Consider the following 22,513-nt stretch of genomic DNA (forward strand, 5'->3'; position numbering starts at 1 on the left):
TCAGAGCCCGGCACCGGCAGCCCGAGCAGCCGGCAGAAGTCCAGCGAGGCTGTGAGGTCGCTGGTGAATACCTGAGACGGTTGATGTCAGACGAATCTGCATGGCCCCGCCGCTATGTCAGGCCACCGCGAGGTGTCGTGAACAAATCGGACACGCTCCGGCTTCCGTTTGCCGGATTTCACATCGAGTAGAACTACTCGCCCTTCATAGAGGCCCTTTTCGATTACGCTTCGTCACGACCAAAGCAACCGGCCATGTTTGCCAGGACGGCGACACGCGTTGCAGGACGACAGGAGTGACTGATGAGGCGCACGGCGATCACCGGAGCGGCGGCGTTGGCTGCCGCTCTGGCCCTGGTGTTGTCCGGCTGTGGCTCGGACACCAAGACCGAACCAAGCACCAGCGAGTCGGAGACCACGACCACCACCACCACGGACGAGGCCACACCGACGACGACGGCCAAAGTCGCTCCGCGCGATGAGGATGCCGCCGGCCCGAACCCGACGATCGCCAGCTACATCAAGGAGAACAACATCCAGGAGACGCCGGTCAAGCGCGGCGACCCGGGCTCACCCACCATCGATCTGCCGATCCCCGAAGGATGGGAGCCGGCCGGCGAGAACACCCCGGAGTGGGCCTACGGCGCCATCATCTACACCGGCCCCGAAGCCGCCGAGTACTCCCCGAGCATCGTCGCGCTGGTTTCGAAGCTGACCGGCAACGTCGACCCGCAGAGGATCATCGACCTGGCGCCCGGCGAACTGCAGAACCTGCCGGGCTGGAGCGCGTCGAACGAGGGTCAGAACAGCACGCTCGGCAACTACCCGGCCTACCAGCTCGGCGGCACCTGGGAGTCGGAGGGGCAGACCAAGATCGTCGCCCAGAAAACCGTCGTGATCCCCGGAGCCGACGGCCTGTACGTGCTGCAGCTCAATGCTGACGGCCTGGAGAACCAGGGCGACATCGTCGGCGCGGCAACGGATGTCATCGACGAGCAGACGACCATCACCCCGTGATGTAGCACTGTTGCGCGCTCGAGATCCACGTTTTGCAGACCCCTACTCGCACTTCGTCTGCAAAACGTGGATTTCGTGTGTCAGCCCCCGCCCAACTGATGCAACAGCGCGGCAAGCACTCTCGGACGTGAGTAGAACGGTGAATGGCTTCCGGGCAGTTCGATGAGGTCGGCGCTGAGCCAGTCGCTTGCGATCCGCCTCGACCAGTCGGGGCTGACCATACAATCCTCTGCGCATACGATGTAGGACGTATCGACATCGGGATGTGCAGGCAGCGAGCACGGAAATGTGTACGGCGCCAGCGATTGCCGTCGAAGGCGCGTGAATGCCGTTGACGCCGTGCGTTCGTCACAGTCGCCGTAGAGATGAATGCGGGCTAACTCTTTGTCGACCCACCCCCGGCGACCTTCGGAATCCTTCTCACCGAGACCGCGTGTGTAGTCGGAATTCAGCATGTCCGATTCATCAGCCATCAGCTGCAGAAAAGTTCGCCCTGGAACCGGCGGGACGCCGCAGAGATACACGAGGCGTGACACCTGGCGCCGCGCCGCCACGAGGGGGATGGTCTGGCCGCCCATCGAGTGCCCCACAAGTATGAGGTCTGCCCCGCCGACGTCTTGGGTGGCGGCACACACGAGGTTCGCGTAGTCGTCGAATGTTGCCGCGCTGTCTTCGATCGGTAGGTCCATCGCAACCACGCGGTGGCCAAGGGCTTCCAGTTCGGGTGTCAGTCGTTCCCAGCACCATGCGCCGTGCCACGCACCGTGCACCATCGCGTATATCGACATTCGCGGACAATACGCCGAGCGTGAGCTAGTTGCCGCGGATGCCGTCCAGTCGCTTCGAGGCCTCGTCGAAACCGGATACCAACTCGGCGATGATGTCGGCGACCGGCCGGATCTCGTTCATCCGTCCGACGATCTGGCCGACGGGCATCGCGACGGTGTCGGGATTGTCCGATTCGTTCATCCGCTGATGGGCCTCGCTGACGAGGATGTTCTGCAGCGGCATCGGCAATGGCTCGGGTGCATCGGGCGCATCCCAGGCGTCGGTCCAGCGCGACTTCAGCAGGCGCGCGGGCTTACCGGTGTAGATGCGGCGGCGCACGGTATCGCTCGAGGTGGCCCGCAGCAGGGCCTCCTGGATCGTCGACACACCGGACGGCTTGCGATGGCCCAGGTCGTACTCGGCCGATGTCAGGAACGCCGAACCCATCCACACTCCCTGGGCGCCCAGTGCGAGGGCCGCGGCGACCTGCCGCCCGGTGCCGATACCGCCTGCCGCCAGCACCGGGGTCTTACCGTCAAGCGCATCAACGATTTCCGGCCACAGCACCATCGAGCCGATCTCGCCGGTGTGTCCACCCGCCTCGTGACCCTGCGCCACGACGATGTCGACCCCATTCTCGGCATGACGCTGCGCGTGCTTGGCGCTACCGGCCAGGGCCGCCACCGGCACCCCGGCCGCGTGCACCTGATCGATCACGTCCTTCGGCGGTGAGCCGAGGGCGTTGGCGATCAACTTGATCGGGTGCTTGAGCGCCACCTCGACGTGCGAGCGGGCCACCGAGTGCAGCCAGCCGAGCACACCCGCGCTGCGCTCCTCATCCTCGGGCAACGGCGGAACGCCGAGATCGGCGAGCGTCTTGTCGATGAAGTCACGGTGGCTCTGCGGGATGAGATTGCCGATATCGGCGGCCGTGCCCTCCTGCGGGACTTTGGCCGGCATCACGATGTCGACACCGTACGGCTTACCGTCGGTGTTCTCGTCCATCCAGCACAGCACGTTCTCGAGATCGTCGGCGTCGTTGAACCGCACGCAGCCGAGCACGCCGAGACCGCCGGCCTTGCTGACCGCGGCGGCGACCTTCTCCGACGGCGTGAAGACGAATATCGGATATTCGATGCCGAAGCGGTCACACAGCTCGGTACGCATGTATTTCTCCCCGTCGCTTCGTCCCCCTACGCTTCGCGCGGGAGGTACCCCCACGCCCCGCTAGGAGGTGCTGCCCGCATGCTTGACGTGTGCGTCGTCGGCGGGCCGCTCCTCGGTGGTGTCCTTGGCCCACCGGTAGTCGGGCTTGCCCGCCGGTGTGCGGTGGATTTCGTCGACCCACCAAACCTTGCGCGGCACTTTGTAACCCGCGATCTCATTGCGGACGAACGCGTCGAGTTCCGCCAGCGTGGGGTTGGTGCCTTCGCGGCGATGGATGACGGCGGCCACACAGTTGCCGTACCGCTCGTCGGGCACCCCGACCACCAGCGCGTCGAAGACGTCCGGGTGGCCCTTGAGTGCGGCCTCGACCTCTTCGGGGTAGATCTTTTCGCCGCCACTGTTGATGGACTGCGAACCGCGGCCGAGCATCGTCACGGAGCCGTCCGCGTCGACCTCGGCGTAGTCACCCGGAATCGCATAGCGCACACCGTTGAACGTCTTGAACGTCTCGGCAGTCTTCTTCTCGTCCTTGTAGTAACCGACCGGGATGTTGCCCTTCTTGGCGATCATTCCGCGCACGCCGGAGCCCGGCTTGACCTCGTTGCCGTCCTCGTCCAGAACGACGGTGCGATGGTCGATCGTCACGCGCGGTCCGCCGGTGTGCGACTGGCCCTTTGCCACGATGCTGGTGCCGCCGAAGCCGGTTTCCGAGGAACCGATCGAGTCGGTGATCACCCGGTTGGGGAGCAGCTCGAGGAACTTCTCCTTGATGCTCGTCGAGAACAGCGCCGCCGTGCTGGCGAGCAGGAACAGTGAAGACAGGTCGGGCTCGCGGCCCCCGTCGTGCAGTTTGGTCAACGCGTCCAGCAGCGGACGAGCCATCGCGTCGCCGGTGAAGAACAGCAGGTTCACCTTGTGCTTTTCGATGGTCTGCCACACCTCGTCGGCGTCGAACTCCGGTGCGAGCACGGTGGTTTGACCCGAGAAGATCGACATCCAGGTGGCCGACTGGGTGGCGCCGTGGATCATCGGCGGGATCGGGTAGCGGATCATCGGCGGGTTCTCCGCGGCGGCCTTGGCCAGGTCGTACTCATCCTTGACGAACTCGCCGGTCGCAAAATCGGTGCCGCCGAACAGCACTCGGTAGATGTCCTCGTGGCGCCACATCACGCCCTTGGGGAAGCCGGTCGTGCCGCCGGTGTAGAGCAGGTAGATGTCGTCGGCGCTGCGCTCACCGAAGTCGCGCTCGGGCGAGCCCTGCTCCAGCGCCGAGTAGAACTCGACACCGCCGTAACGCTGATAGTCGTCGTCGCTGCCGTCCTCGATCGAAAGGATGGTCTTGACGGCGGGTGTCTCGGGCAGCACGTTGGCGACGCGGTCGGCGTAGCGGCGCTCGTGCACCAGCGCGACCATGTCCGAGTTGTCGAACAGGTACTTCAGCTCGCCCTCGACGTAGCGGAAGTTGACGTTGACCAGAATCGCGCCCGCCTTGACGATGCCCAGCATCGCGATGACGATCTCGATGCGATTGCGGCAGTACAGCCCGACCTTGTCGTCCTTCTTCACGCCCTGGTCGAGGAGGTAGTGGGCCAAACGGTTGGCCTTCTCCTCCAATTCGGCGTAGGTCAGCTGTACGTCACCGGAAATGAGGGCGACACGGTCTGGCACGGCATCGATGGCGTGCTCGGCAAGATCGGCAATGTTCAGGGCCACAGCACATAAACTAGAACGTGTTACATTTCCAGACAAGTCTGTGGCATCGACGCTGGAAGGCGGACTAGTTCGTGAGCGACGAAGGAAAACCGGAAAATGGCCCCGATGCCCTCATTGAGCAGCGCGGACACACCTTGATCGTCACCATGAACCGGCCGGAGAAGCGCAATGCACTTTCCACCGAGATGATGTCGATCATGGTGGACGCGTGGGACCGCGTCGACGAAGATCCAGAGATACGCACCTGCATCCTCACCGGTGCCGGCGGCTATTTCTGCGCGGGCATGGACTTGAAGAAAGCCGATCAGCAGTCGCCCGGCGACAGTTTCAAGGGCGGCTTCGATCCGACGCGCATCGACGCACTGCTCAAGGGCCGTCGCTTGACCAAGCCGCTGATCGCGGCCGTCGAGGGCCCGGCCATCGCGGGCGGCACCGAGATCCTGCAGGGCACCGATATCCGGGTGGCGGGGGAGAGCGCCAAATTCGGCGTTTCGGAGGCGAAATGGAGCCTGTATCCGATGGGCGGCTCCGCGGTCCGACTGGTCCGGCAGATCCCCTACACGATTGCCTGCGACATCCTGCTGACCGGCCGCCACCTGACCGCCGCCGAGGCCAAAGAGATCGGTCTGATCGGCTATGTGGTGCCCGACGGCTCGGCACTGGACAAGGCGCTGGAGATCGCCGAGGTGATCAACAACAACGGTCCGCTCGCGGTTCAGGCGATCCTGAAGACCATTCGCGAGACCGAAGGCATGCACGAGAACGACGCCTTCAAGCCGGACACCCAGAACGGCATTCCGGTGTTCCTCTCCGAGGACTCCAAGGAGGGGCCGAAGGCGTTCCTCGAGAAGCGCAAGCCCGTTTGGAAGATGAAGTAGCAGCAGCGCTAGCTCAGAACCCTGCCCGACCGTGCGTGTCTGCGGGCAACACGCCGTCTATTGTCAAGAGTTTTCGCACGCTCGGCTAGCCCACGGGCTTCGTCGGGGTGAACGTCACCGGCATCGACTCGAGGCCGCTGACGAAGTTAGCTGGCCGCAACGGCAGCACGGCGTCGGACGCCAACTGGAGATCGGGCAGCCGCTTCAGGACCGCGCCGATCATGTTGATGAGCTCGATTCGGGCCAACTGATTACCCAGACAGAAGTGCGTGCCGAAGCCGAATGCCAAATGGCTGTTCGGATCTCGCTGAATGTTGAATTTCTCGGGGTCGCCGAACTGGGCCTCGTCGAAGTTCGCCGACTCGAACATCAGCAGCATTTTCTCGCCCTTGCGCAGCTGTGCTCCATGAAACTCGGTGTCGGCGGTGATCGTGCGCGCCATGTTCTTCAACGGTGAGGTCCAGCGCAGCATCTCCTCGATCGCGAGGGGGATCTTGTCGGGGTTGTTCTGCAACAGCTCCCACTGCTCGGGGTGGCGGATGAGCTGTTCGATTCCACCGGAGATCGTGTGGCGTGTGGTCTCGTCGCCGCCCACGAGGATCAGCAGGGTCTCTTGCAGGATGTCGTCGTTGGATAACCGCTGACCGTCGACCTCCGCGTGCACCAGCACGCTTATCAGGTCTTCGGTCGGCTCCGCTCGACGCTGTTCGATCTTGTTCATGGTGTACTCGTTGTAAGCCATGAAGGCATCCAAGGTGACCTGCATATCGGCCTCGGACACAGTGGAACTCAGGCCTTCCATCATGTCGTCAGACCACTTGAGGAACAGCTCTCGCTCTTCGGGCAGCACGCCGAGCATGTCGCCGATCACCGCCATCGGCAGCGGCGCGGCAATGTCTTTGACGAAGTCGCACTCACCCCGCTCGCAGACCCGATCGATGAGATAGTCACACAGCGAGCTGATCGAATCGCCTTGAACCTTCAACCGCTTCCGCGTGAAGCCCGCATTGACGAGCTTGCGGCGCAACAGATGTTCCGGATCGTCCATGTCGATCATCATCGGCAGCGCGTCTTGATCGGGACGGATACCGCCGGCGTTCGAGAACAACTCGGGGTTTCGCTCCGCGTCGATCACGGCCTCGTACGTTGTGGCCGCGGCCAATCCGTTGCGGTCCCGGAACACCGGCTCGTTGGCCCGCATCCACTTGTACGCCTCGCGGGATGCAGGCCGGTCGGCATAGAACCCGCCATCGGCAAGGTCCACGTCCGGCTTCGTGGATACTGTCGGCGCCGCCATGTTTCAAACCTCCTGCGCGTCTGCGAACGACATCGCCACGTTGCCTGCCGAACCGGAGACCATCGCGCGTTTCGGGAAGCCTAGCGAGGCGAGTTCTTTGGCGTAGGGATGTTCGCCGAGACGCACGGTCGCACCGCCGGGCCGGTAGCGCGCGTCGGTCATCGTCATCGTTCCGAGGGTCCGGCGGCGGACGCCGTCCCGGTATGAGTAAGTTGGCTGCTCCTGCGGCTTGGACGTGAAAGCCGACGGCATCGGTAGGCCGGGCTTGAAGTCCATCCCGACGGCGAATTGGCCGTCGATCGTCACGTCGAACGAATACGTGTGGCCGTCGCGAATCGTGAAGTCGGCCATCACCTTCGGGTAGCCCCAGATCTTGCACCCGGCCTCGAGGGTGAACGGCTGGTCGACGGGCAGGTGGTGGACGAACGCCCCCGCCGATTGCAGGGCGCGCAGTCCCTTCGCATCCGATCCCGGTGGGTTCACCATGATGTTGGTGCCGTACTCGTAGTACTCGCCGAGATCAGTGTCGATGTAGCGCATCAGCATCAGCACGGCCATCGCGCGGTTCGGCCGGTATCTGCAGACCTGCAGACCGCTGTAGTCAATCATCGCCTGGGCAGCGTCGGCGTCCACCGAGAACATCGCCATGTGCTGAGTCGCTTTGCGGACCTCGACCGGCATGGTGAGCACGGTGCCCGCGATGGTGTGCTGGCTCATCGGGTCAATCTAGAACGCGGACTAGACAACTAGCAAGGAAGTGTCTACCCGAATTGGATTGGCGGCTCGCCGCCGAGTTCTAGACGAGTGCAGCGAGATCCCGGATCTGTTCGGGTGAGCGCGCACCGACCACCATCATCGTCACGCCTGCGGCCTCCCACGCCTTGATCTGTTCCTGCACGTAGGCGAGATCACCCACGATCGCCGAATCGTCGACGAGCTCGTCCGGGATGATCTTCGCCGCCTCGTCCTTGCGATCGGAACGGAACAGCTTGGTGACGTCGTCGACCACCTCGGCGTACCCCATACGGCGGTAGACGTCGGCGTGGAAGTTGGTGTCCTCGGCGCCCATCCCGCCCATGTAGAGCGCCAGGTGGGGCTTCATCAACTCCATGATCTCGGCGCGATCGTCGGTGACGACGACCTGTGCGGTCGCGCAGATCTCGAACGTCTCGCGGGTGCGCCGCGCGCCGGGACGCGCGAAACCCTCGTCGAGCCACTCGTTGTACATGCCGGCGATCCGCGGCGAGTAGAAGATGGGCAGCCAGCCGTCACAGATCTCGGCGGCCAACGCGACGTTCTTCGGTCCCTCGGCGCCCAGCATCACCGGGATGTCGGCGCGCAGCGGGTGGGTGATCGGCTTCAGGTTCTTGCCGAGCCCGGTGGTGCCCTCGCCGGTCAGCGGCAGCGGATAGTGCGGGCCGTCGCTGTGCACCGGCGCCTCGCGGGCCCAGACCTGGCGCAAGATGTCGATGTACTCGCGGGTGCGGGCCAGCGGCTTGGGGAACTTGGCGCCGTACCAACCCTCGACCACCTGCGGCCCCGACACCCCGAGACCGAGGATGTGCCGACCACCGGAGAGGTGGTCGAGCGTCAGCGCGGCCATCGCGCACGCCGTCGGCGTCCGCGCCGACAGCTGGATGACCGACGTGCCGAGCCGCATCTTCGTGGTTTCGCGCCCCCACCAGGCCAACGGCGTGTATGCGTCCGAACCCCACGCCTCGGCGGTGAAGACGGTGTCGAAGCCGGCCTCCTCGGCCGCGGCCACGAGTTCGGCATGGTTCTCCGGTGGCTGCGCGCCCCAATAACCCAACTGCAAACCCAGCTTCATTAGCCCGCCTCCAGACCCATGGTTGAAACCATTCTTAGAACCTGTTCTACTCGATGCCGTGACCACAGGCCAAAGCAGCCCGGTGCAGATCGACAAGCATGAGCGGCCTCTCTCGGCTCCGCTGAAGCTCTCATTCGACTACACCCGTTCAGTCGGACCACTCCTATCCCAGTTCTTCACCGCCCTGCGAGAGCGACGGATCGTCGGCGTACGCGGTTCGGACGGGCGGGTGCACGTGCCGCCCGCTGAGTATGACCCCGTGACGTACGAGCCCCTGACCGAGGTCGTACCGGTGAGCAGCGTCGGAACGGTCATGTCGTGGACCTGGCAGTCGACGCCGCTGGAGGGCCAGCCGCTCGACAAGCCGTTCGCGTGGGCGCTGATCAAGCTCGACGGCGCCGACACCCCGCTGCTGCACGCGGTGGACGCCGGGTCATCGGACGCGATCAGCACCGGCACCAGGGTGCATGCGCACTGGATCGACGAACCGGTCGGCGCGATCACCGACATCGCCTACTTTCTGCCCGGCGAAGACACGGAACCCGAAGGCAAGCCCGACGATCGCGAACCGGTCAAGATCCAGGTGTCGCCGTCGATGATCGAGATCCAGCACACCGCCTCGCTGCCCGAGAGCAGGTTCCTGCGTGCGCTCGAGGAAGGCAAGCTGCTCGCGGCGCGGACCAAGAAGGGACGCGGCGATAAGCCAGGCCCCGTGTACTTCCCGCCGAAGGAGGCCGATCCGGCCACCGGCCTGGAACTCGACGAGTTCCTCGAACTCGACGACAAGGGCACCGTCACCACCTTCGCCATCATCAACATCCCGTTTCCCGGACAGCGCATCAAGCCGCCCTACGTCGCGGCGTACGTGCTTCTCGACGGCGCCGACATCCCGTTCCTGCATCTGGTCACCGAGATCGACCCGGCGGACGTCCGGATGGGCATGCGGGTGCAGGCCGTGTGGAAGCCTCGCGAGCAGTGGGGCCTGGGCATCGACAACATCGACTACTTCCGGCCGACGGGTGAGCCCGACGCGGACTACGACTCCTACAAGCACCACCTGTAAAGGGCCCTGTGATGACTGGTTCGAATGATGTAGCAGTGGTGGGCTTTGCACACGCACCCCACGTCCGCCGCACCGACGGCACCACCAACGGCGTCGAGATGTTGATGCCGTGCTTCGGCAAGCTGTACGACGAGCTGGGCCTGCAGCAGACCGACATCGGCTTCTGGTGCTCGGGCTCCTCGGATTACCTTGCCGGCCGGGCCTTCTCGTTCATCTCGGCGATCGACTCGATCGGTGCGGTTCCACCGATCAACGAAAGCCACGTCGAAATGGACGCAGCGTGGGCGCTGTACGAGGCCTACATCAAGCTGCTCACCGGTCAGGTCGAAACCGCATTGGTCTACGGGTTCGGTAAGTCATCAGCGGGCACGCTGCGACGCGTTCTGGCATTGCAGACCGATCCCTACACCGTCGCGCCACTGTGGCCGGACTCGGTGTCGATGGCCGGTCTGCAGGCCCGGGCAGGCCTGGACGCCGGCAAATGGACCGCCGAGCAGATGGCTCAGGTGGCGCTGGATTCCTACGCCGCGGGCGGACGTACCGACAAAGAAGAGGTCACCGGAAGCGTCGACGAGTTGCTGTCCCGGCCGTTCTTCGCCGATCCACTGCGCCGCCATGACATCGCCCCGATCACCGACGGCGCGTCGGCGATCGTCCTCGCCGCCGGCGACAAAGCACGGGAACTTCGTCAAAACCCGGCCTGGATAACGGGTATCGAGCACCGCATCGAGACGCCGATCCTCGGTGCGCGCGATCTGACCACCTCGCCGTCGACCGCGGCGTCGGCCAAGACTGCGACCGGCGGGGATGCGGGTTCGATCGAGGTGGCGGAGATCTACGCACCGTTCACCCATCAACAGCTGATCCTGAAGGAAGCCATCGGGCTGACGGACAAGACGAAGATCAATCCCTCAGGTGGCCCCCTCGCGGCCAACCCGATGTTCTCGGCCGGTCTGGAGCGCATCGGCTTCGCGGCACAGCACATCTTCGACGGCTCCGCGCAGCGGGTGCTGGCCCACGCGACCAGTGGCCCTGCGCTGCAACAGAATCTGGTTGCCGTTCTGGAAGGGAAGAACTAGATGGCGGGTCCATCCCAAAAGCACCTGGCAGCGGTGCTCGGCACCGGGCAGACGAAGTACGTCGCCAAGCGCCACGACGTGTCGATGAACGGTCTGGTTCGCGAGGCCATCGACCGGGCGCTCGAGGACTCGGGCTCGACGTTCGACGACATCGACGCCGTGGTGGTCGGCAAGGCGCCCGACTTCTTCGAGGGCGTGATGATGCCGGAGCTGTTCATGGCCGACGCCACCGGCGCCACGAACAAGCCACTGATCCGCGTGCACACGGCCGGCTCGGTGGGTGGCTCGACCGCGATCGTCGCCGCCAGCCTCGTGCAGTCCGGCAAGTACAAGCGCGTGCTGACGATGGCGTGGGAGAAGCAGTCCGAGTCGAACGCCATGTGGGCGTTGAGCATTCCGGTGCCGTTCACCAAGCCGGTCGGTGCGGGCGCCGGTGGCTACTTCGCGCCGCACATCCGCGCCTACATCCGTCGCTCGGGTGCACCGAGCCACATCGGCGCGATCGTCGCGGTCAAGGATCGGCGCAACGGCGCCAAGAACCCGTTGGCTCATCTGCACCAGCCCGACATCACCGTCGAGAAGGTGATGGAGTCCCCGATGCTGTGGGACCCGATCCGCTACGACGAGACCTGTCCCTCGTCCGACGGCGCTGCGGCCATGGTGATCGGCAACGAGGAAGCAGCAGAAGCGCATATCGCCAACGGTCACCCGGTCGCCTGGATTCATGCCACGTCGCTGCGCACCGAACCGCTTGCCTACGCGGGTCGCGACCAGGTCAACCCGCAGGCCAGCCGGGACGCCGCGGCCGCCCTGTGGAAAGCAGCGGGCATCAAGAGCCCGATCGATGAAATCGACGCCGCCGAGGTCTACGTGCCGTTCTCCTGGTACGAGCCGATGTGGCTGGAGAGCCTCGGCTTCGCCAAGGAAGGCGAGGGGTGGAAGCTCACCGAGGCGGGCGAAACCGAGATCACCGGCCGCATTCCGCTCAATGCCTCCGGCGGTGTGCTGTCGTCGAATCCGATCGGCGCCTCCGGAATGATCCGGTTCGCCGAGTCGGCGATCCAGGTGATGGGCAAGGGCGGCGATCATCAGGTCCCGGGCGCTCGCAAAGCGCTGGGCCACGCGTACGGCGGTGGCGCACAGTATTACTCGATGTGGGTCGTGGGAGCTGACAAACCGTGACTCGCATGCAGTACACCATCAGCATCGCGTTCAGCCCACTCGACCAGCTGATCGAAATCGCCAAAACGGCTGAAGAACTCGGCTTCGACAACATCGCGCTGCCGGACTCGATCTTCTATTTCGAGGAGCAGTCCGTCGACTATCCCTACACTGCCGACGGCAAGCGGATGTTCGATGAGAACTCACCCTGGGTCGATCCGTTGATCCTCGCGGGTGCATTGGGTGCGGTGACGTCGAAGCTGCGCTTCTACACCAACGTGATGAAGCTCGGTTCGCGGAATCCGCTGCTGCTGGCCCGACAGGTCGGGTCGGTGGCGAACCTCACCAACAACCGATTCGGCTTCGGCGTCGGGATCGGCTGGGCTCCCGAGGAATTCGAGTGGTGCGGGGTGCCCTACGCGAAGCGCGGCAAACGCGTCGACGAGATGATCGACGTCATCAAGCTGGTGCTCGCCGGCGGCATGGTCGAACACCACGGCGAGTTCTACGACTTCGACCGGCTGCAGATGAGCCCGGCACCGTCGGAGCCGGTGCCGTTCTACGTCGGCGGGCACACTGATGTCGCGCTCAAACGCGCCGTCCGCATCGGTGACGGATGGACCAGCGCGATGATGACCTGCGACCAGCTAGCCGAGACGATCGGCAAGATCAAGAAGCTGCTGGCCGAGAGCGGGCGTGCCGACGACCCGTTCGAATACCAGGCCGTGTGTATCGACAAGTTCGGTGTCGACGGCCACCGCGACCTCGCCGCGGCGGGTGTCACCGACTACATCGGGATTCCGTGGGTGTTCGAGGGCCTCGCCTTCGACGCACCGGTGGAGCAGAAGAAGGACGCGATGAAGCGCTTCGCCGATACCTACATCCACTCTGGCTGGCAGGACTGACGCATGGCGGTCACCGACCCGAACGCCCCGGTTCACCTGGCGGGCAAGCGTTCTCGCGAGGCGGCGATCGCACACGACAAGGATGCCTGGCTGGCGAACTTCGCCGACGACGCCGTCGTCGAGGATCCGATAGGGCCGTCGCACTTCGATCCGGAGGGTAAGGGCCACCGCGGCAAGGAAGCAATCGCACTGTTCTACGACAAGGCGATCGCCCCGAGCGATTTGACCTTCCACTTCGAGCAGACGTACCAGTGCGGCAACGAGGAGGCCAACGTCGGCCACATCGTGATCAGGGCCGCCGGCTACGAGGTGAAAACCGAAGGCGTGTTCACCTACCGCGTGAACGACGACGGCAAGATCGTTGCACTGCGGGCGTTCTGGGAGCTCGACCGGGCGACGGCGAGCGCTCGCAAAATCTAGCGCGCCTCCGGCTGTGGCACGGTGGAGGTATGCGATCCAGATCCACCGCGGCCTTGGCAGCGTTGATGTGCGTGGCAGCGATCGGGTGTGACTCATCCGGCACTGGCCCCGCCGGTACCGTTCCGAGCCTGCCTGCGTCAACGACCCCATCGTCGTCGGCCGCTCCGACCACGACGAAGACGAATGAACAGGCCGACTACAGCCGATTGCTGCTCCAGCCAGGCGACCTCAGCGACGACGAGGACATGTTCACCGAGCAGTCGAGCACACCGTCCGGTCCGGACGGACTGCCCGGTGCCAGTGCGTTGTTCGTCAACCAGGACGACACCAGGGCCATCTCCGACACCATCGTGATCTATGCGGATGCCGAGACGGCCGCCGACACCCTGAAGGCGGCGCTGCCCACCATCGGCTCCACGATCACCGGCGCCGCCACCCGTCCGGCGCCGGTCGGCAGCAATGGCACGATGGCCGTCGGCACGTCGGCGGACGGCAGTAAGGCCACCACACTGCTGCTGTTCAACGAGGGCCCGGCGTTGGTACGTCTGGAGTTCCAGAGCGCTCCGGGTGACGTCACCACTGACCAGTTCGTCATCAACATCGGCAAGATGCAGCAGATCGCACTGCGAACCGGGTTGGCGCCGGCCGGTTAGCGCCCGAGTCGTTCCATGGCCGACGTCGCCACGCCGAACGCGAACCGCTTCGCACGGCGGGCGGCATCGGCGAGCACACGATTCCTGCTCTCCTTCAGCGTCGCCTCGTCACCGACGCTGACCGGACCGCCGACGTTCACCCAGCAATAGGTCCCCAGGCAGCGTCCGGCCCGGGACGCGACCGCCTTGGTGATTCGGCGGTCGACCTCGAGGCCGGGTTGCGCACGACTCGGCACGACGCACCGGATGGTCGGCATCGTCACCGCGAGCACGGCCCCGCCGAGCGAGAGGCGTCCGCCGGTCCACTGCGACTCGGGCAGCCCGTCCTCGGGATTGGCGACTGTGAGCAGGATGTTGGGGCGGAAGCGGCGCACATCGACGGCGTCGGGGTCACCACCGAGTTCGGCGCCGATGGTCGCCAGGCTCGTTTTGGTCATGACATGGACGGGCGCCAAGTCGACGAACATGCCCGGCGGCGTCGAGTACCTGCCCAGCAAAGTCAGGTCGGTGACCCGGAGCATCGACATGTCCGGGAACTTCTCACCTTCGGCGATCCCGAAGTCCTTGCGCAGCGCGGCGATCGACATGTTCTCGCGCTCGTCGCGGCTCAGCTTGTGCAGCGAAGTGTCGTCGGCGGGTGGCAGTGCGGTCAGACGGACATCGCGATCGGCCAGTTCGGAGAGCTTCTTGTGCACATCGGGGTCGCTGCTGGAGCACACACTGCCGTCGGGGAAGGTGATCTGGACCTCGGGCGCATTACCTGGGCCGGCGTCGGCACCGACCGGATGCGCATAGCGAGCCGTTGCACCGAGCAGGGCAGGGATGCGCCTGGCCGTCGCGGTGACGTCGCGTTCGAGGTCGCGAACCGCCCACAACCGGTCGCCGCGCAGACCGCGGGCGCCGATGTCGATTTGTTCGAGCTGCTCGCCGCCGAGGGACTTCACCGGGTAGCGCCACAGCGCTGTGACCTGACCGAACGACATGCGGCTACGGTACGCGCTACTCGGGGATGAGCTGCAGCCCCGCGATGTAGCGACGGGCCAGATCCTGATAAGCGCCGGGATTGGTCTTCACCCACATCTCCGCGCCGGTCCCCGCCACGGGTCCGCGGACCTTCGCCGGCGCTCCGGTCACCACCACCTCGTCGGGGATCTTGGTGCCGCCGATGACCAGCGAATGCGCCGCGATCAGGCTGCGTGCGCCGATGACCGCGCCGTCGAGCACCGTGCAGTGGTTGGCCAGCACGGCCTGGGCGCCTATGTGCACGCCATGCACCACGCACCCGTGCGCGACCGTCGCACCGGGTCCGACGTCGACCGGGATGCCCGGTGGGGCGTGCAGCACACAACAGTCCTGCACGTTCGCGCCCTCGCGGACGACGATCGGGGCGAAATCCGCCCGTAGTACCGCGTTGAACCACACCGAAGCACCCGCCTCCACATGCACGTCACCGACCAGAGTGGCGGTCGGAGCGACGAAAGCACTGGGATCGACGATCGGTGATCGCCCCTCGAACGAGTACAACGGCATTGTCTAGATATACCGCAGTTGTCTCGCGATAGTGCCCGCGCGAAAAAGCAGGTAGATGCGTTTGATTGCGCGGCCGCAGGGAAAAACTGTAACGTGTTCTAGTTAGAGCCACAGAAACGGGAGGCCCACCGTGACTACCGAAACAGCAGCCGTCCGCGAAATCGACACCGGGGCGCTCCCCGACCGGTTCGCGCGCGGTTGGCACTGCCTCGGTCCTGTGAAGGACTACCTCGACGGCAAGCCGCACGGTGTGGAGATCTTCGGCACCATGCTCGTGGTCTTCGCCGACTCCAACGGCGACCTCAAGGTGCTGGACGGCTACTGCCGGCACATGGGCGGCAACCTGGCGCAGGGCACGATCAAGGGCGACGAGATCGCCTGCCCGTTCCACGACTGGCGCTGGGGTGGCGACGGCAAGTGCAAGCTGGTGCCCTACGCCAAGCGCACCCCCCGGCTGGCCCGCACCAAGGCCTGGCACACCGACGTCCGCGGTGGTCTGCTGTTCGTCTGGCACGACCACGAGGGCAACCCACCTCAAGAAGAGGTGCGCATCCCCGACATCCCGGAGTTCGCCGACGACGGGTGGACCGACTGGCGGTGGAACACGATGCTCATCGAGGGCAGCAACTGCCGCGAGATCATCGACAACGTCACCGACATGGCGCACTTCTTCTACATCCACTTCGGCCTGCCGACGTACTTCAAGAATGTCTTCGAGGGCCACATCGCGTCGCAGTACCTGCACAACGTGGGCAGGCCCGACGTCAGCGATCTGGGCACCTCCTACGGTGAGGCGCACCTGGATTCGGAGGCGTCCTACTTCGGGCCGTCATTCATGATCAACTGGTTGCACAACAACTACGGCGGGTTCAAGGCCGAGTCGATCCTGATCAACTGCCACTACCCGGTCACCCAGGACTCGTTCGTGCTGCAGTGGGGTGTCATCGTCGAGAAGCCCAAGGGCCTGGACGAGGCGACCACCGACAAGCTCGCGCGGGTGTTCACCGAGGGCGTCAGCAAGGGCTTTCTGCAGGACGTCGAGATCTGGAAGCACAAGACGCGCATCGACAACCCGCTGCTCGTCGAGGAGGACGGCGCGGTCTACCAGATGCGCCGCTGGTATCAGCAGTTCTATGTCGACGTCGCCGACGTGACTCCCGACATGACCGACCGCTTCGAGATCGAGGTCGACACCACGGTGGCCAACGAGAAGTGGCATGTCGAGGTCGAGGAGAACCTCAAGACTCAGGCCAAGGAGCAGGACGAGAATGAAAAGGCAGAGCACGCGAGCTCATGACCCCGCGTGAGGACGCCCCTGACTCCGGTCAGATTGTCGGCCCCGCCGACGTCGACCAGCTAGCCAGGTCGATGCTGCTTCTGCACGGCGTTCATGACGACGACCACGCGCACGGCGAGGCCGGGGGTCCGAAGGAAACGGGCGCTCGAAGTTGGTCCAAGGCACCGGCTTTCGGCGACGACCGGGCCGAGGCACTTCGGGAGGCCACCGCACGCGACCGTGAGCGTTACCTGAGATCGGGGCTGGTTTCGGTCGACTGCCGGTTCTGCCACGTGGCGGTCGAGGTGAAGAAGCTCGGTCCCGCGCAGACGTCGGTGCAGTGGAACTCCGAGGCAACCCGGCGCTGCGCGTACTTCAACGAGATCCGGGAGGCCGGCGGCGATCCGGCACGGGAGCGGTCCTGTCCCAAGCTCGCGGGCAGTATCAAACACGCTGTGGTCGAGGGCTGTCTGGAGGAGATGTCGACGGCGCCCTCGCCCGGCGACGGCTAGCTTCTACCATGGCGGCGCGGTGGTCGGTGCTTCTGCTCGCACTCGCACTGGTTCCGGGCTGCACCGAAGTCGTTGACACCCCACCGAAGGCCGCTCCGCCGGTGGCTCCTATCACCGCCGGGCAGGTCAAGGACCTGCTGAGCCCCAAAGTCGAGAAGTACGACGGGAATCTGTTCTCCACCGTCGAACCCAGCGAGTGCAGCGGCGTCGCCAAAGAGGTGGATCCGCCGTTCATCTTCGACCACGATCCGGCTGCGACCGACGGCGGGCACTGGATGGTCGACGACGTCGGCCGCCAGGTGTACATCGAGGAGATGGTCGGCGTGTATCGGGCAGACTACGACGCGAAGAATGCACTGGCGCAGGCGAAGCAGACGCTGCAGTCGTGCGTAAACACTCCGTTCACCGTCACCGATATGAAGGGCCGCGTCTACGACTTCACACTGCAGCCCCTGACGACATCCAGCTCGCCCAACATCCTCCTGTGGTCCTTCACAGCCAGCGACTGGGCTTGCGACAGCACCTTCGTCGCCGCCCACAATGCGGCGATCGAGATCTCCACGTGTGGCGCGGCCGGCGGCTATCCGGTGGGCACCCTCGCTGCAGAAGCGTTGGATCGCATTGAGCGGCTGGCCAATACGACGGCCTGACCGTCACAGCCCCTTGAACTGCTCCTTGACCTGCTCGTCGGTCAGCCCGTAGTCGGCGAGTGAGTACGTGTGCTTCGGCGCGCGCGGGCCCTGTTGACTTTCGGCGTGGCTCTCGGTAATCGCCGTGCGGGCCTCGTCGGTGAACTCGATGTCGAAGTGCGAATAGATGCCCTCGACCGCCGACACCGGATCCTTGACGAACTCGAAGTAGTCGACGTCGCAGAACTGCGCCTGGTCAAGATCGGCCCGAACCTCGTTGAACCGCTTGAGACCTCGCGTCCACGTCTCCATCGCGTCCGCGCCGATCTGCGCGCCGACGAACGAGTTCGACCATCCCTCGGTCGTGTGCTGCGCCAGCGAACACATCGACGCCATGATGGTCTCCGCGGGCCGGTGGCACTGCACGATGAGAGCATCCGGATACGTCTTGAAAATCGCGTCGAGCGCGAACAGATGGCTCGGATTCTTGAGCACCCAGCGCTTCTCGGCGTCGTTGAGACCGATCAACTGCAGGTTCTTGCGATGCCGCTGATACGGCTTGGTCCAGTCCTGCTTGGCCAGCCACTGTGAATACGTCGGCAGGTGGGACAGCGTCTCGTACGACACCGAATGCAGCGACTGGCGCAGCAGCTGCCAGCACTCCTCCACCTCGTCGGCAGTCATGTAGTGCAGACCGGTGTAGTCCGGATTTTCCGCATGCGCTTTGGCGAACTGGGCGTCGATCTGCGCGAAAACCGGGTTCTCCGACCATGTGTCGCGCGGCGGACGGGGTTGTGGAAACTCGGCCAGCCAGAGTTCCAGCCCTTGATGCCGCGGGTCGGCGGTGAGCAGTCGGTGAATGACGGTCGTGCCCGTGCGCGGCAGCCCGGTGACGAAGATGGGGCGCTCGATCGTCACGTCGGCGTGCTCGGGGTACTGCTTCCAAGCGGCCTCCGACACCAGTCGCGCCACCAGTGCGTTGCGCACGAAGAACCGGTTCATCTTGCTACCGATTTCGGTGAGGTCCGCATCGCGCCGGAATGACTCCAGCAGGACGGCAAGTGCCTCGCGGTAGTTGTCGTCATCGACACCGAAGTCGTCGAGTCCGCACGCCTTCGTCGCCGAGGCGTGCAGATCGTCGACGGTGCCGACGTCGGTCCTAGTCATCAGGCCTTGTACTCCCCGCAGTTGACGTCCAGCGCCTGCCCGGTGATACCGCTGGACAGATCACTGGCCATGAACAGGATCGCCGATGCGACCTCGTCCTCGGTCGGCAGCCGTTTCAGGTCGGATCCGGCGGCGGCCGCGTTGTAGATGTCCTCGACACTGGTGCCGTACTTCCCGGCCTGGTGCTCGAAGTAGCCCTTCAGGGTTCCACCCCAGATGTAGCCGGGCAGAACGGAGTTGACGCGGATACCCTGCTCGCCGAGTTCGGTCGCCAATGTCTGCGACATCGCCAGCAGCGCCGACTTCGCCATCTTGTAGGCGCCGTACTTGGCCTGCGAGTGGCGCACCACCATGGAGTTCACGTTGACGACGGAGCCCTTGGACTCAGCCAGCGCAGGCGTGAAGCCCTGGATCATCCGCAGCGCGCCGAACACCGTCAGCTCGATGGCGTCCTTCATGTGCTCGAACGTCGTGTTGGCGAACGGCTTCATCGACGGCACCCGGAAGGCGTTGTTGATCAGTACGTCGACCTTGCCGTACGCCGCCAGCGTCTGGTCGACGAGGTTGCTCACCTGCGCTTCGTCGGTGATGTCAGTACCCACAGTGACCGCACGCCTGCCGATGTCGGTGATCTGCTTTGCGACGTCCTCGAGCCGCTCGACGGTGCGGGCGGCCAGCACCAGATCCGCACCCGCTTCAGCACATCGTCTGGCGAGCGTGGTGCCCAGCGCCGGGCCGACGCCGGAAATAACGACAACTTTGTCTTTCAAAAGTTCCGCGGACACCTAACCCACCATCCTGTCGCCGATCTGCTTCTGACGCAACGCGATCCGCGCCCGCCAGTCCTCGTCTGAAATCTTGTTGGCCCCGTAGTTGGGCAGCGCGGCGGCCACCTTGTCGATGTCGACCACCTCGACGCTCGGGCCGTCGGCCTCCGTCAGTTGACGGGAGAGCCGCTGCCAACGGAACTGCAGGTAGCCCTTGCGGTGGCCGAGGGTCTCCACCCAATTCGTCACGCCCGGGTTCGCATCCGAGACGACGTAGCGGATCTTGCCGTCTGGATCCGCCTGCGCCTGAGTGCCATTCAGCGACGTCTGGTGGTTGATGTAGTCCAGCGAGATGTACCAGAGACTGCCCAGCTGGAAGCCCAGGTACGGCGCATCGGTGACCGGCAGCGTGATGATCATCGCCTGATCCGGTGCGAGGTCGAAGTGGCCGACCGACGAATACTGCGTCGCCAGACCACCCGGCGTGAGCCGCGGCGCGATCATCGTGTTGACCGGCAGCGTGTTGTAGAACCACTGCGGAAACTGCAGCCATGTCTTCACCCGCTGCACGAGCTGCTTACCCGCGACCGCATAGCGCTTCTCGATCAGCTCCCGGGTCAACGGCGGCGGCGCGGTGCCCGCGGTGTCGGTTCTGGCGATGCTGATGTACCCGCGCCGCGCCGACCAGTCGTTGTAGACCTCGCGGACCACCAACTGCGACGGGCTTGTCGGGGTGACCCGCCACTCGTAGTTACCGTCGGCGTCGATGTCGAGCTCACGGTCGTCGAACGCGGCCTGGCTCGGCGGGACGTTGTCGTCGGTGTACTCACCACCGAGCATCTGGAAGCAGAGGTCTGTGGTGGTGCCACGGTGGCCGGTGACGACGTACTCGTAGCCGGGCTGCACCCGGGTGCCGAAGTACATCGCATCCGGATTGTCCAGACCCATCTTGGTGAACGGGCCGGTACCGGATTGCATGAACGGATGGTCGCGGTCGTAGTCGAACGCCAGATGCGTACATCCCGAAATACAACCCGCCAGGTATTGCAGGCCCTCGAGCAGGTCAGCTTCGGATTCGATGAACGGAGCGGCGGCGACAAGGCTTTCCGCCTCGGCGATCGCGTCGATCAATGGCTGCGAAAACACCCCTTGAAACTAGAACGCGTTCTAACAAGAGTCAATATATCGACCGCTTCGGTACATATATGGACCGAGATGTATGCTGCACGGGTGTCCGCCCCCGAGTCTTCCGGCCGCGCGTCGCCCCCCACCGACCGGGTCGTACGGATCCTCGACTACCTGGCGGGCCGACCCACGGAGCGGTTCGGGGTGTCCGATCTCGCCCGCCGGGTCGGACTGAGCAAGCCGACGTGCCTCGGCATCGTGACGTCCCTCGCCGATGCGGGATACCTCGTGCGCGACTCCACCGACAAGACCTACCGCCTTGGTCCGTCGTTGATCACTCTCGGCCACAAAGCGCAGGAGTCGATGCGGGTCAGTCCGGCGGCACGCGAAGAACTGCGGAGGCTGTCGGCGCGGTTCGGGGTCACCGCGGGTCTGTCCGGTGTCATCGACGACCGGATCACACTGCTGGACCTGGTGGCTCCCGCCGGTGCCAGTCCGGGCGTCGAGGTGGGGCAGAGCTATCCGTTCGCCCCACCCGTCGGATTGATGTTCGTGCTGTGGGATGAAGAGGCCGAACGCAATTGGCTCGCCAAGGAACCGACGATCCCGCTGCGCACTCATTCGGACCGGCTCAACAGGGTGATCGCCAGGTGCCGCGAGGACGGCTATCTGGTCGAGCGGCTGACGCCCGGCGGTCGACGGCTCTACTCATTGATGGCGGGAATGTCGAGCAACCTGCCCGACGAATTGCGCGCGCTCCTCGGCGAATTGGTCTCCGACATCGGTGAGCGCGTGTACCTGCGCGACGAAAACGGGCAGGCCGGCCGGAAGCGACATGACATCAGCGTGATCTCGGCACCGGTCTACGACCACAACCAGCGTCAGGTGATGGTGGCTTCGATGCACATCGGAAAGTCATTGACGGACAACGAGATTGTCGAGCGGGCCCGCGCGCTGGTGGCGACCGCCGATGCGGTCAGCGCTCAGCTGGGAAACACTCAATCGCGCCGGCAGAGCAGCCGACGCGATTGAGCGGTGGAGATTCAGTTAGCTGTTAGAGGTCAGTCAGCGCCTCGGTGATCGGGGTCGGTGCCACCTGGACACCACACTGGCTGGCCAGATCGATGGCCGGTTGGTTGATCGTCATCAGCTCGGTTTCGACCTTCGGATTCTCCGCAAAGTACGTGCGGAAGCCCTGCGTCACATCGGCAGGTGACGTGGTCACAATCTGCGTCAGCGCGTTATTGGCGTCCGGGTTCGTGGCCAGATAGGCGCTGGTGGACTCCGCCACCGTGCGTGACGTGTCGGCGATCGTGCTGACGCTGCAGTTCTCGGGCTCCGTACCCGGACCCGGCGCGGGCTGGGCATTCACGACCGGAATCACGATGGCCGCGGAACCGAAAGCAAGTAGACCCCCGGCGAACATGCCGTACAGGCCGCGTCGAACGGTCTTCTCGGACATCTTCATCAAATCACTCCTCTAGTCGGCGACCTCGTGGTCGCTGTCAAAGGCGTAACCGATGTGGGGTCGGGCTTAAACAAACGCCTGGCCGGCCCGG

Annotated in this window: 24 protein-coding genes; 12 read left to right on the forward strand and 12 right to left on the reverse strand. The window is 64.7% G+C overall.

Features of this window, described 5'->3' with window-relative positions; translation table 11 throughout:
• Positions 1–302 precede the first annotated feature (302 nt).
• Positions 303–1,016 (forward strand): envelope biogenesis lipoprotein LpqN, encoded by a 714-nt coding sequence (gene lpqN, locus G6N42_RS18785; RefSeq protein WP_163731255.1) that lies wholly within the window; start codon positions 303–305, stop codon positions 1,014–1,016.
• Positions 1,017–1,096: 80 nt separating this feature from the next.
• Here the strand turns inward: lpqN and G6N42_RS18790 are convergent, their stop codons facing one another.
• The 3 genes from G6N42_RS18790 to G6N42_RS18800 are packed head-to-tail and all read right to left on the reverse strand — an operon-like array spanning position 1,097 to position 4,700.
• Entirely contained in the window at positions 1,097–1,804 is a 708-nt protein-coding gene (locus tag G6N42_RS18790) for an alpha/beta fold hydrolase (protein WP_163731258.1), read from the reverse strand.
• Between the two features lie 25 nt (positions 1,805–1,829).
• The gene (locus G6N42_RS18795) at positions 1,830–2,951 is read right to left on the reverse strand and encodes an NAD(P)H-dependent flavin oxidoreductase (RefSeq protein WP_163731261.1); all 1,122 of its coding nucleotides are present in this window, start codon (positions 2,949–2,951) and stop codon (positions 1,830–1,832) included.
• Positions 2,952–3,011: 60 nt separating this feature from the next.
• Entirely contained in the window at positions 3,012–4,700 is a 1,689-nt protein-coding gene (locus tag G6N42_RS18800; protein WP_174262109.1) for an acyl-CoA synthetase, read from the reverse strand.
• A gap of 35 nt (positions 4,701–4,735) precedes the next feature.
• Between G6N42_RS18800 and G6N42_RS18805 the strand changes: the two genes are divergently transcribed.
• The gene (locus G6N42_RS18805) at positions 4,736–5,542 is read left to right on the forward strand and encodes a crotonase/enoyl-CoA hydratase family protein (RefSeq protein WP_163731268.1); all 807 of its coding nucleotides are present in this window, start codon (positions 4,736–4,738) and stop codon (positions 5,540–5,542) included.
• A gap of 85 nt (positions 5,543–5,627) precedes the next feature.
• Here the strand turns inward: G6N42_RS18805 and G6N42_RS18810 are convergent, their stop codons facing one another.
• From G6N42_RS18810 to G6N42_RS18820, 3 genes are all read right to left on the reverse strand, one after another.
• On the reverse strand, positions 5,628–6,839 hold the full coding sequence (locus G6N42_RS18810) for a cytochrome P450 (RefSeq protein ID WP_163731271.1): 1,212 nt from the start codon (positions 6,837–6,839) through the stop codon (positions 5,628–5,630).
• Between the two features lie 3 nt (positions 6,840–6,842).
• Positions 6,843–7,556: an acetoacetate decarboxylase family protein gene (locus G6N42_RS18815; protein WP_163731274.1), complete on the reverse strand. Its 714-nt coding sequence runs from the start codon at positions 7,554–7,556 to the stop codon at positions 6,843–6,845.
• 79 nt (positions 7,557–7,635) lie between these two features.
• Positions 7,636–8,667 carry an LLM class F420-dependent oxidoreductase gene (locus G6N42_RS18820; RefSeq protein ID WP_163731277.1) on the reverse strand — a complete coding sequence of 344 codons (1,032 nt, stop codon included), beginning with the start codon at positions 8,665–8,667 and terminating at the stop codon, positions 7,636–7,638.
• Positions 8,668–8,725: 58 nt separating this feature from the next.
• Between G6N42_RS18820 and G6N42_RS18825 the strand changes: the two genes are divergently transcribed.
• From G6N42_RS18825 to G6N42_RS18850, 6 genes are read left to right on the forward strand one after another with little or no spacing between them, the layout of a single operon-like run.
• The gene (locus G6N42_RS18825; protein WP_163731280.1) at positions 8,726–9,730 is read left to right on the forward strand and encodes a Zn-ribbon domain-containing OB-fold protein; all 1,005 of its coding nucleotides are present in this window, start codon (positions 8,726–8,728) and stop codon (positions 9,728–9,730) included.
• Positions 9,731–9,741: 11 nt separating this feature from the next.
• Positions 9,742–10,809, forward strand: a complete 1,068-nt coding sequence (locus G6N42_RS18830) for a thiolase family protein (RefSeq protein WP_163731282.1) — start codon at positions 9,742–9,744, stop codon at positions 10,807–10,809.
• Complete coding sequence (locus G6N42_RS18835) at positions 10,810–11,991, forward strand: thiolase family protein (RefSeq protein WP_163731285.1); 1,182 nt, start codon at positions 10,810–10,812, stop codon at positions 11,989–11,991.
• A 5-nt stretch (positions 11,992–11,996) separates the two neighbouring features.
• Positions 11,997–12,875 (forward strand): TIGR03619 family F420-dependent LLM class oxidoreductase, encoded by an 879-nt coding sequence (locus G6N42_RS18840; RefSeq protein WP_163737785.1) that lies wholly within the window; start codon positions 11,997–11,999, stop codon positions 12,873–12,875.
• Positions 12,876–12,878: 3 nt separating this feature from the next.
• A complete protein-coding gene (locus G6N42_RS18845; RefSeq protein ID WP_163731290.1) occupies positions 12,879–13,295 on the forward strand; it encodes a nuclear transport factor 2 family protein in 417 nt (138 codons plus the stop codon).
• Positions 13,296–13,324: 29 nt separating this feature from the next.
• On the forward strand, positions 13,325–13,948 hold the full coding sequence (locus G6N42_RS18850; RefSeq protein ID WP_232076190.1) for a hypothetical protein: 624 nt from the start codon (positions 13,325–13,327) through the stop codon (positions 13,946–13,948).
• Here G6N42_RS18850 and G6N42_RS18855 read toward each other — a convergent pair.
• On the reverse strand, positions 13,945–14,931 hold the full coding sequence (locus G6N42_RS18855; protein WP_174262110.1) for an MOSC domain-containing protein: 987 nt from the start codon (positions 14,929–14,931) through the stop codon (positions 13,945–13,947). The two genes, G6N42_RS18850 and G6N42_RS18855, sit on opposite strands and share 4 nt — an antisense overlap.
• A gap of 16 nt (positions 14,932–14,947) precedes the next feature.
• Complete coding sequence (locus G6N42_RS18860) at positions 14,948–15,478, reverse strand: gamma carbonic anhydrase family protein (protein WP_083127348.1); 531 nt, start codon at positions 15,476–15,478, stop codon at positions 14,948–14,950.
• Between the two features lie 130 nt (positions 15,479–15,608).
• Between G6N42_RS18860 and G6N42_RS18865 the strand changes: the two genes are divergently transcribed.
• Genes G6N42_RS18865 through G6N42_RS18875 form a run of 3 tightly spaced genes read left to right on the forward strand, consistent with a single transcriptional unit; the run spans position 15,609 to position 17,916 of the window.
• Positions 15,609–16,775: a 3-ketosteroid-9-alpha-monooxygenase, oxygenase component gene (locus G6N42_RS18865; protein ID WP_163731292.1), complete on the forward strand. Its 1,167-nt coding sequence runs from the start codon at positions 15,609–15,611 to the stop codon at positions 16,773–16,775.
• Positions 16,772–17,266 carry a hypothetical protein gene (locus G6N42_RS18870; RefSeq protein ID WP_163731296.1) on the forward strand — a complete coding sequence of 165 codons (495 nt, stop codon included), beginning with the start codon at positions 16,772–16,774 and terminating at the stop codon, positions 17,264–17,266. Before G6N42_RS18865 ends, G6N42_RS18870 begins: the two co-directional genes overlap by 4 nt.
• 8 nt (positions 17,267–17,274) lie before the next feature.
• Positions 17,275–17,916, forward strand: a complete 642-nt coding sequence (locus tag G6N42_RS18875; protein WP_163731299.1) for a sensor domain-containing protein — start codon at positions 17,275–17,277, stop codon at positions 17,914–17,916.
• Positions 17,917–17,919: 3 nt separating this feature from the next.
• Here the strand turns inward: G6N42_RS18875 and G6N42_RS18880 are convergent, their stop codons facing one another.
• From G6N42_RS18880 to G6N42_RS18890, 3 genes are read right to left on the reverse strand one after another with little or no spacing between them, the layout of a single operon-like run.
• A complete protein-coding gene (locus tag G6N42_RS18880; protein WP_174262111.1) occupies positions 17,920–19,062 on the reverse strand; it encodes a sulfotransferase family protein in 1,143 nt (380 codons plus the stop codon).
• Positions 19,062–19,847, reverse strand: a complete 786-nt coding sequence (locus G6N42_RS18885; protein ID WP_163731302.1) for an SDR family oxidoreductase — start codon at positions 19,845–19,847, stop codon at positions 19,062–19,064. The genes G6N42_RS18880 and G6N42_RS18885 overlap by 1 nt, the downstream gene beginning before the upstream one ends.
• Positions 19,848–20,975, reverse strand: coding sequence for a hypothetical protein (locus G6N42_RS18890; RefSeq protein WP_163731305.1), 1,128 nt, complete (start codon positions 20,973–20,975; stop codon positions 19,848–19,850).
• 69 nt (positions 20,976–21,044) lie between these two features.
• Here G6N42_RS18890 and G6N42_RS18895 point away from each other — a divergent pair, with 69 nt between their 5' ends.
• Positions 21,045–21,986, forward strand: a complete 942-nt coding sequence (locus G6N42_RS18895) for an IclR family transcriptional regulator (protein ID WP_163731307.1) — start codon at positions 21,045–21,047, stop codon at positions 21,984–21,986.
• Between the two features lie 22 nt (positions 21,987–22,008).
• On the opposite strand, the gene G6N42_RS18900 is transcribed toward G6N42_RS18895, so the two are convergent.
• Positions 22,009–22,422, reverse strand: coding sequence for a hemophore-related protein (locus tag G6N42_RS18900; RefSeq protein ID WP_163731311.1), 414 nt, complete (start codon positions 22,420–22,422; stop codon positions 22,009–22,011).
• Between the last annotated feature and the right edge of the window lie 91 nt (positions 22,423–22,513).

Source organism: Mycobacterium gallinarum, from assembly GCF_010726765.1.
In the GTDB taxonomy this organism is placed as follows: Bacteria; Actinomycetota; Actinomycetes; order Mycobacteriales; family Mycobacteriaceae; genus Mycobacterium; species Mycobacterium gallinarum.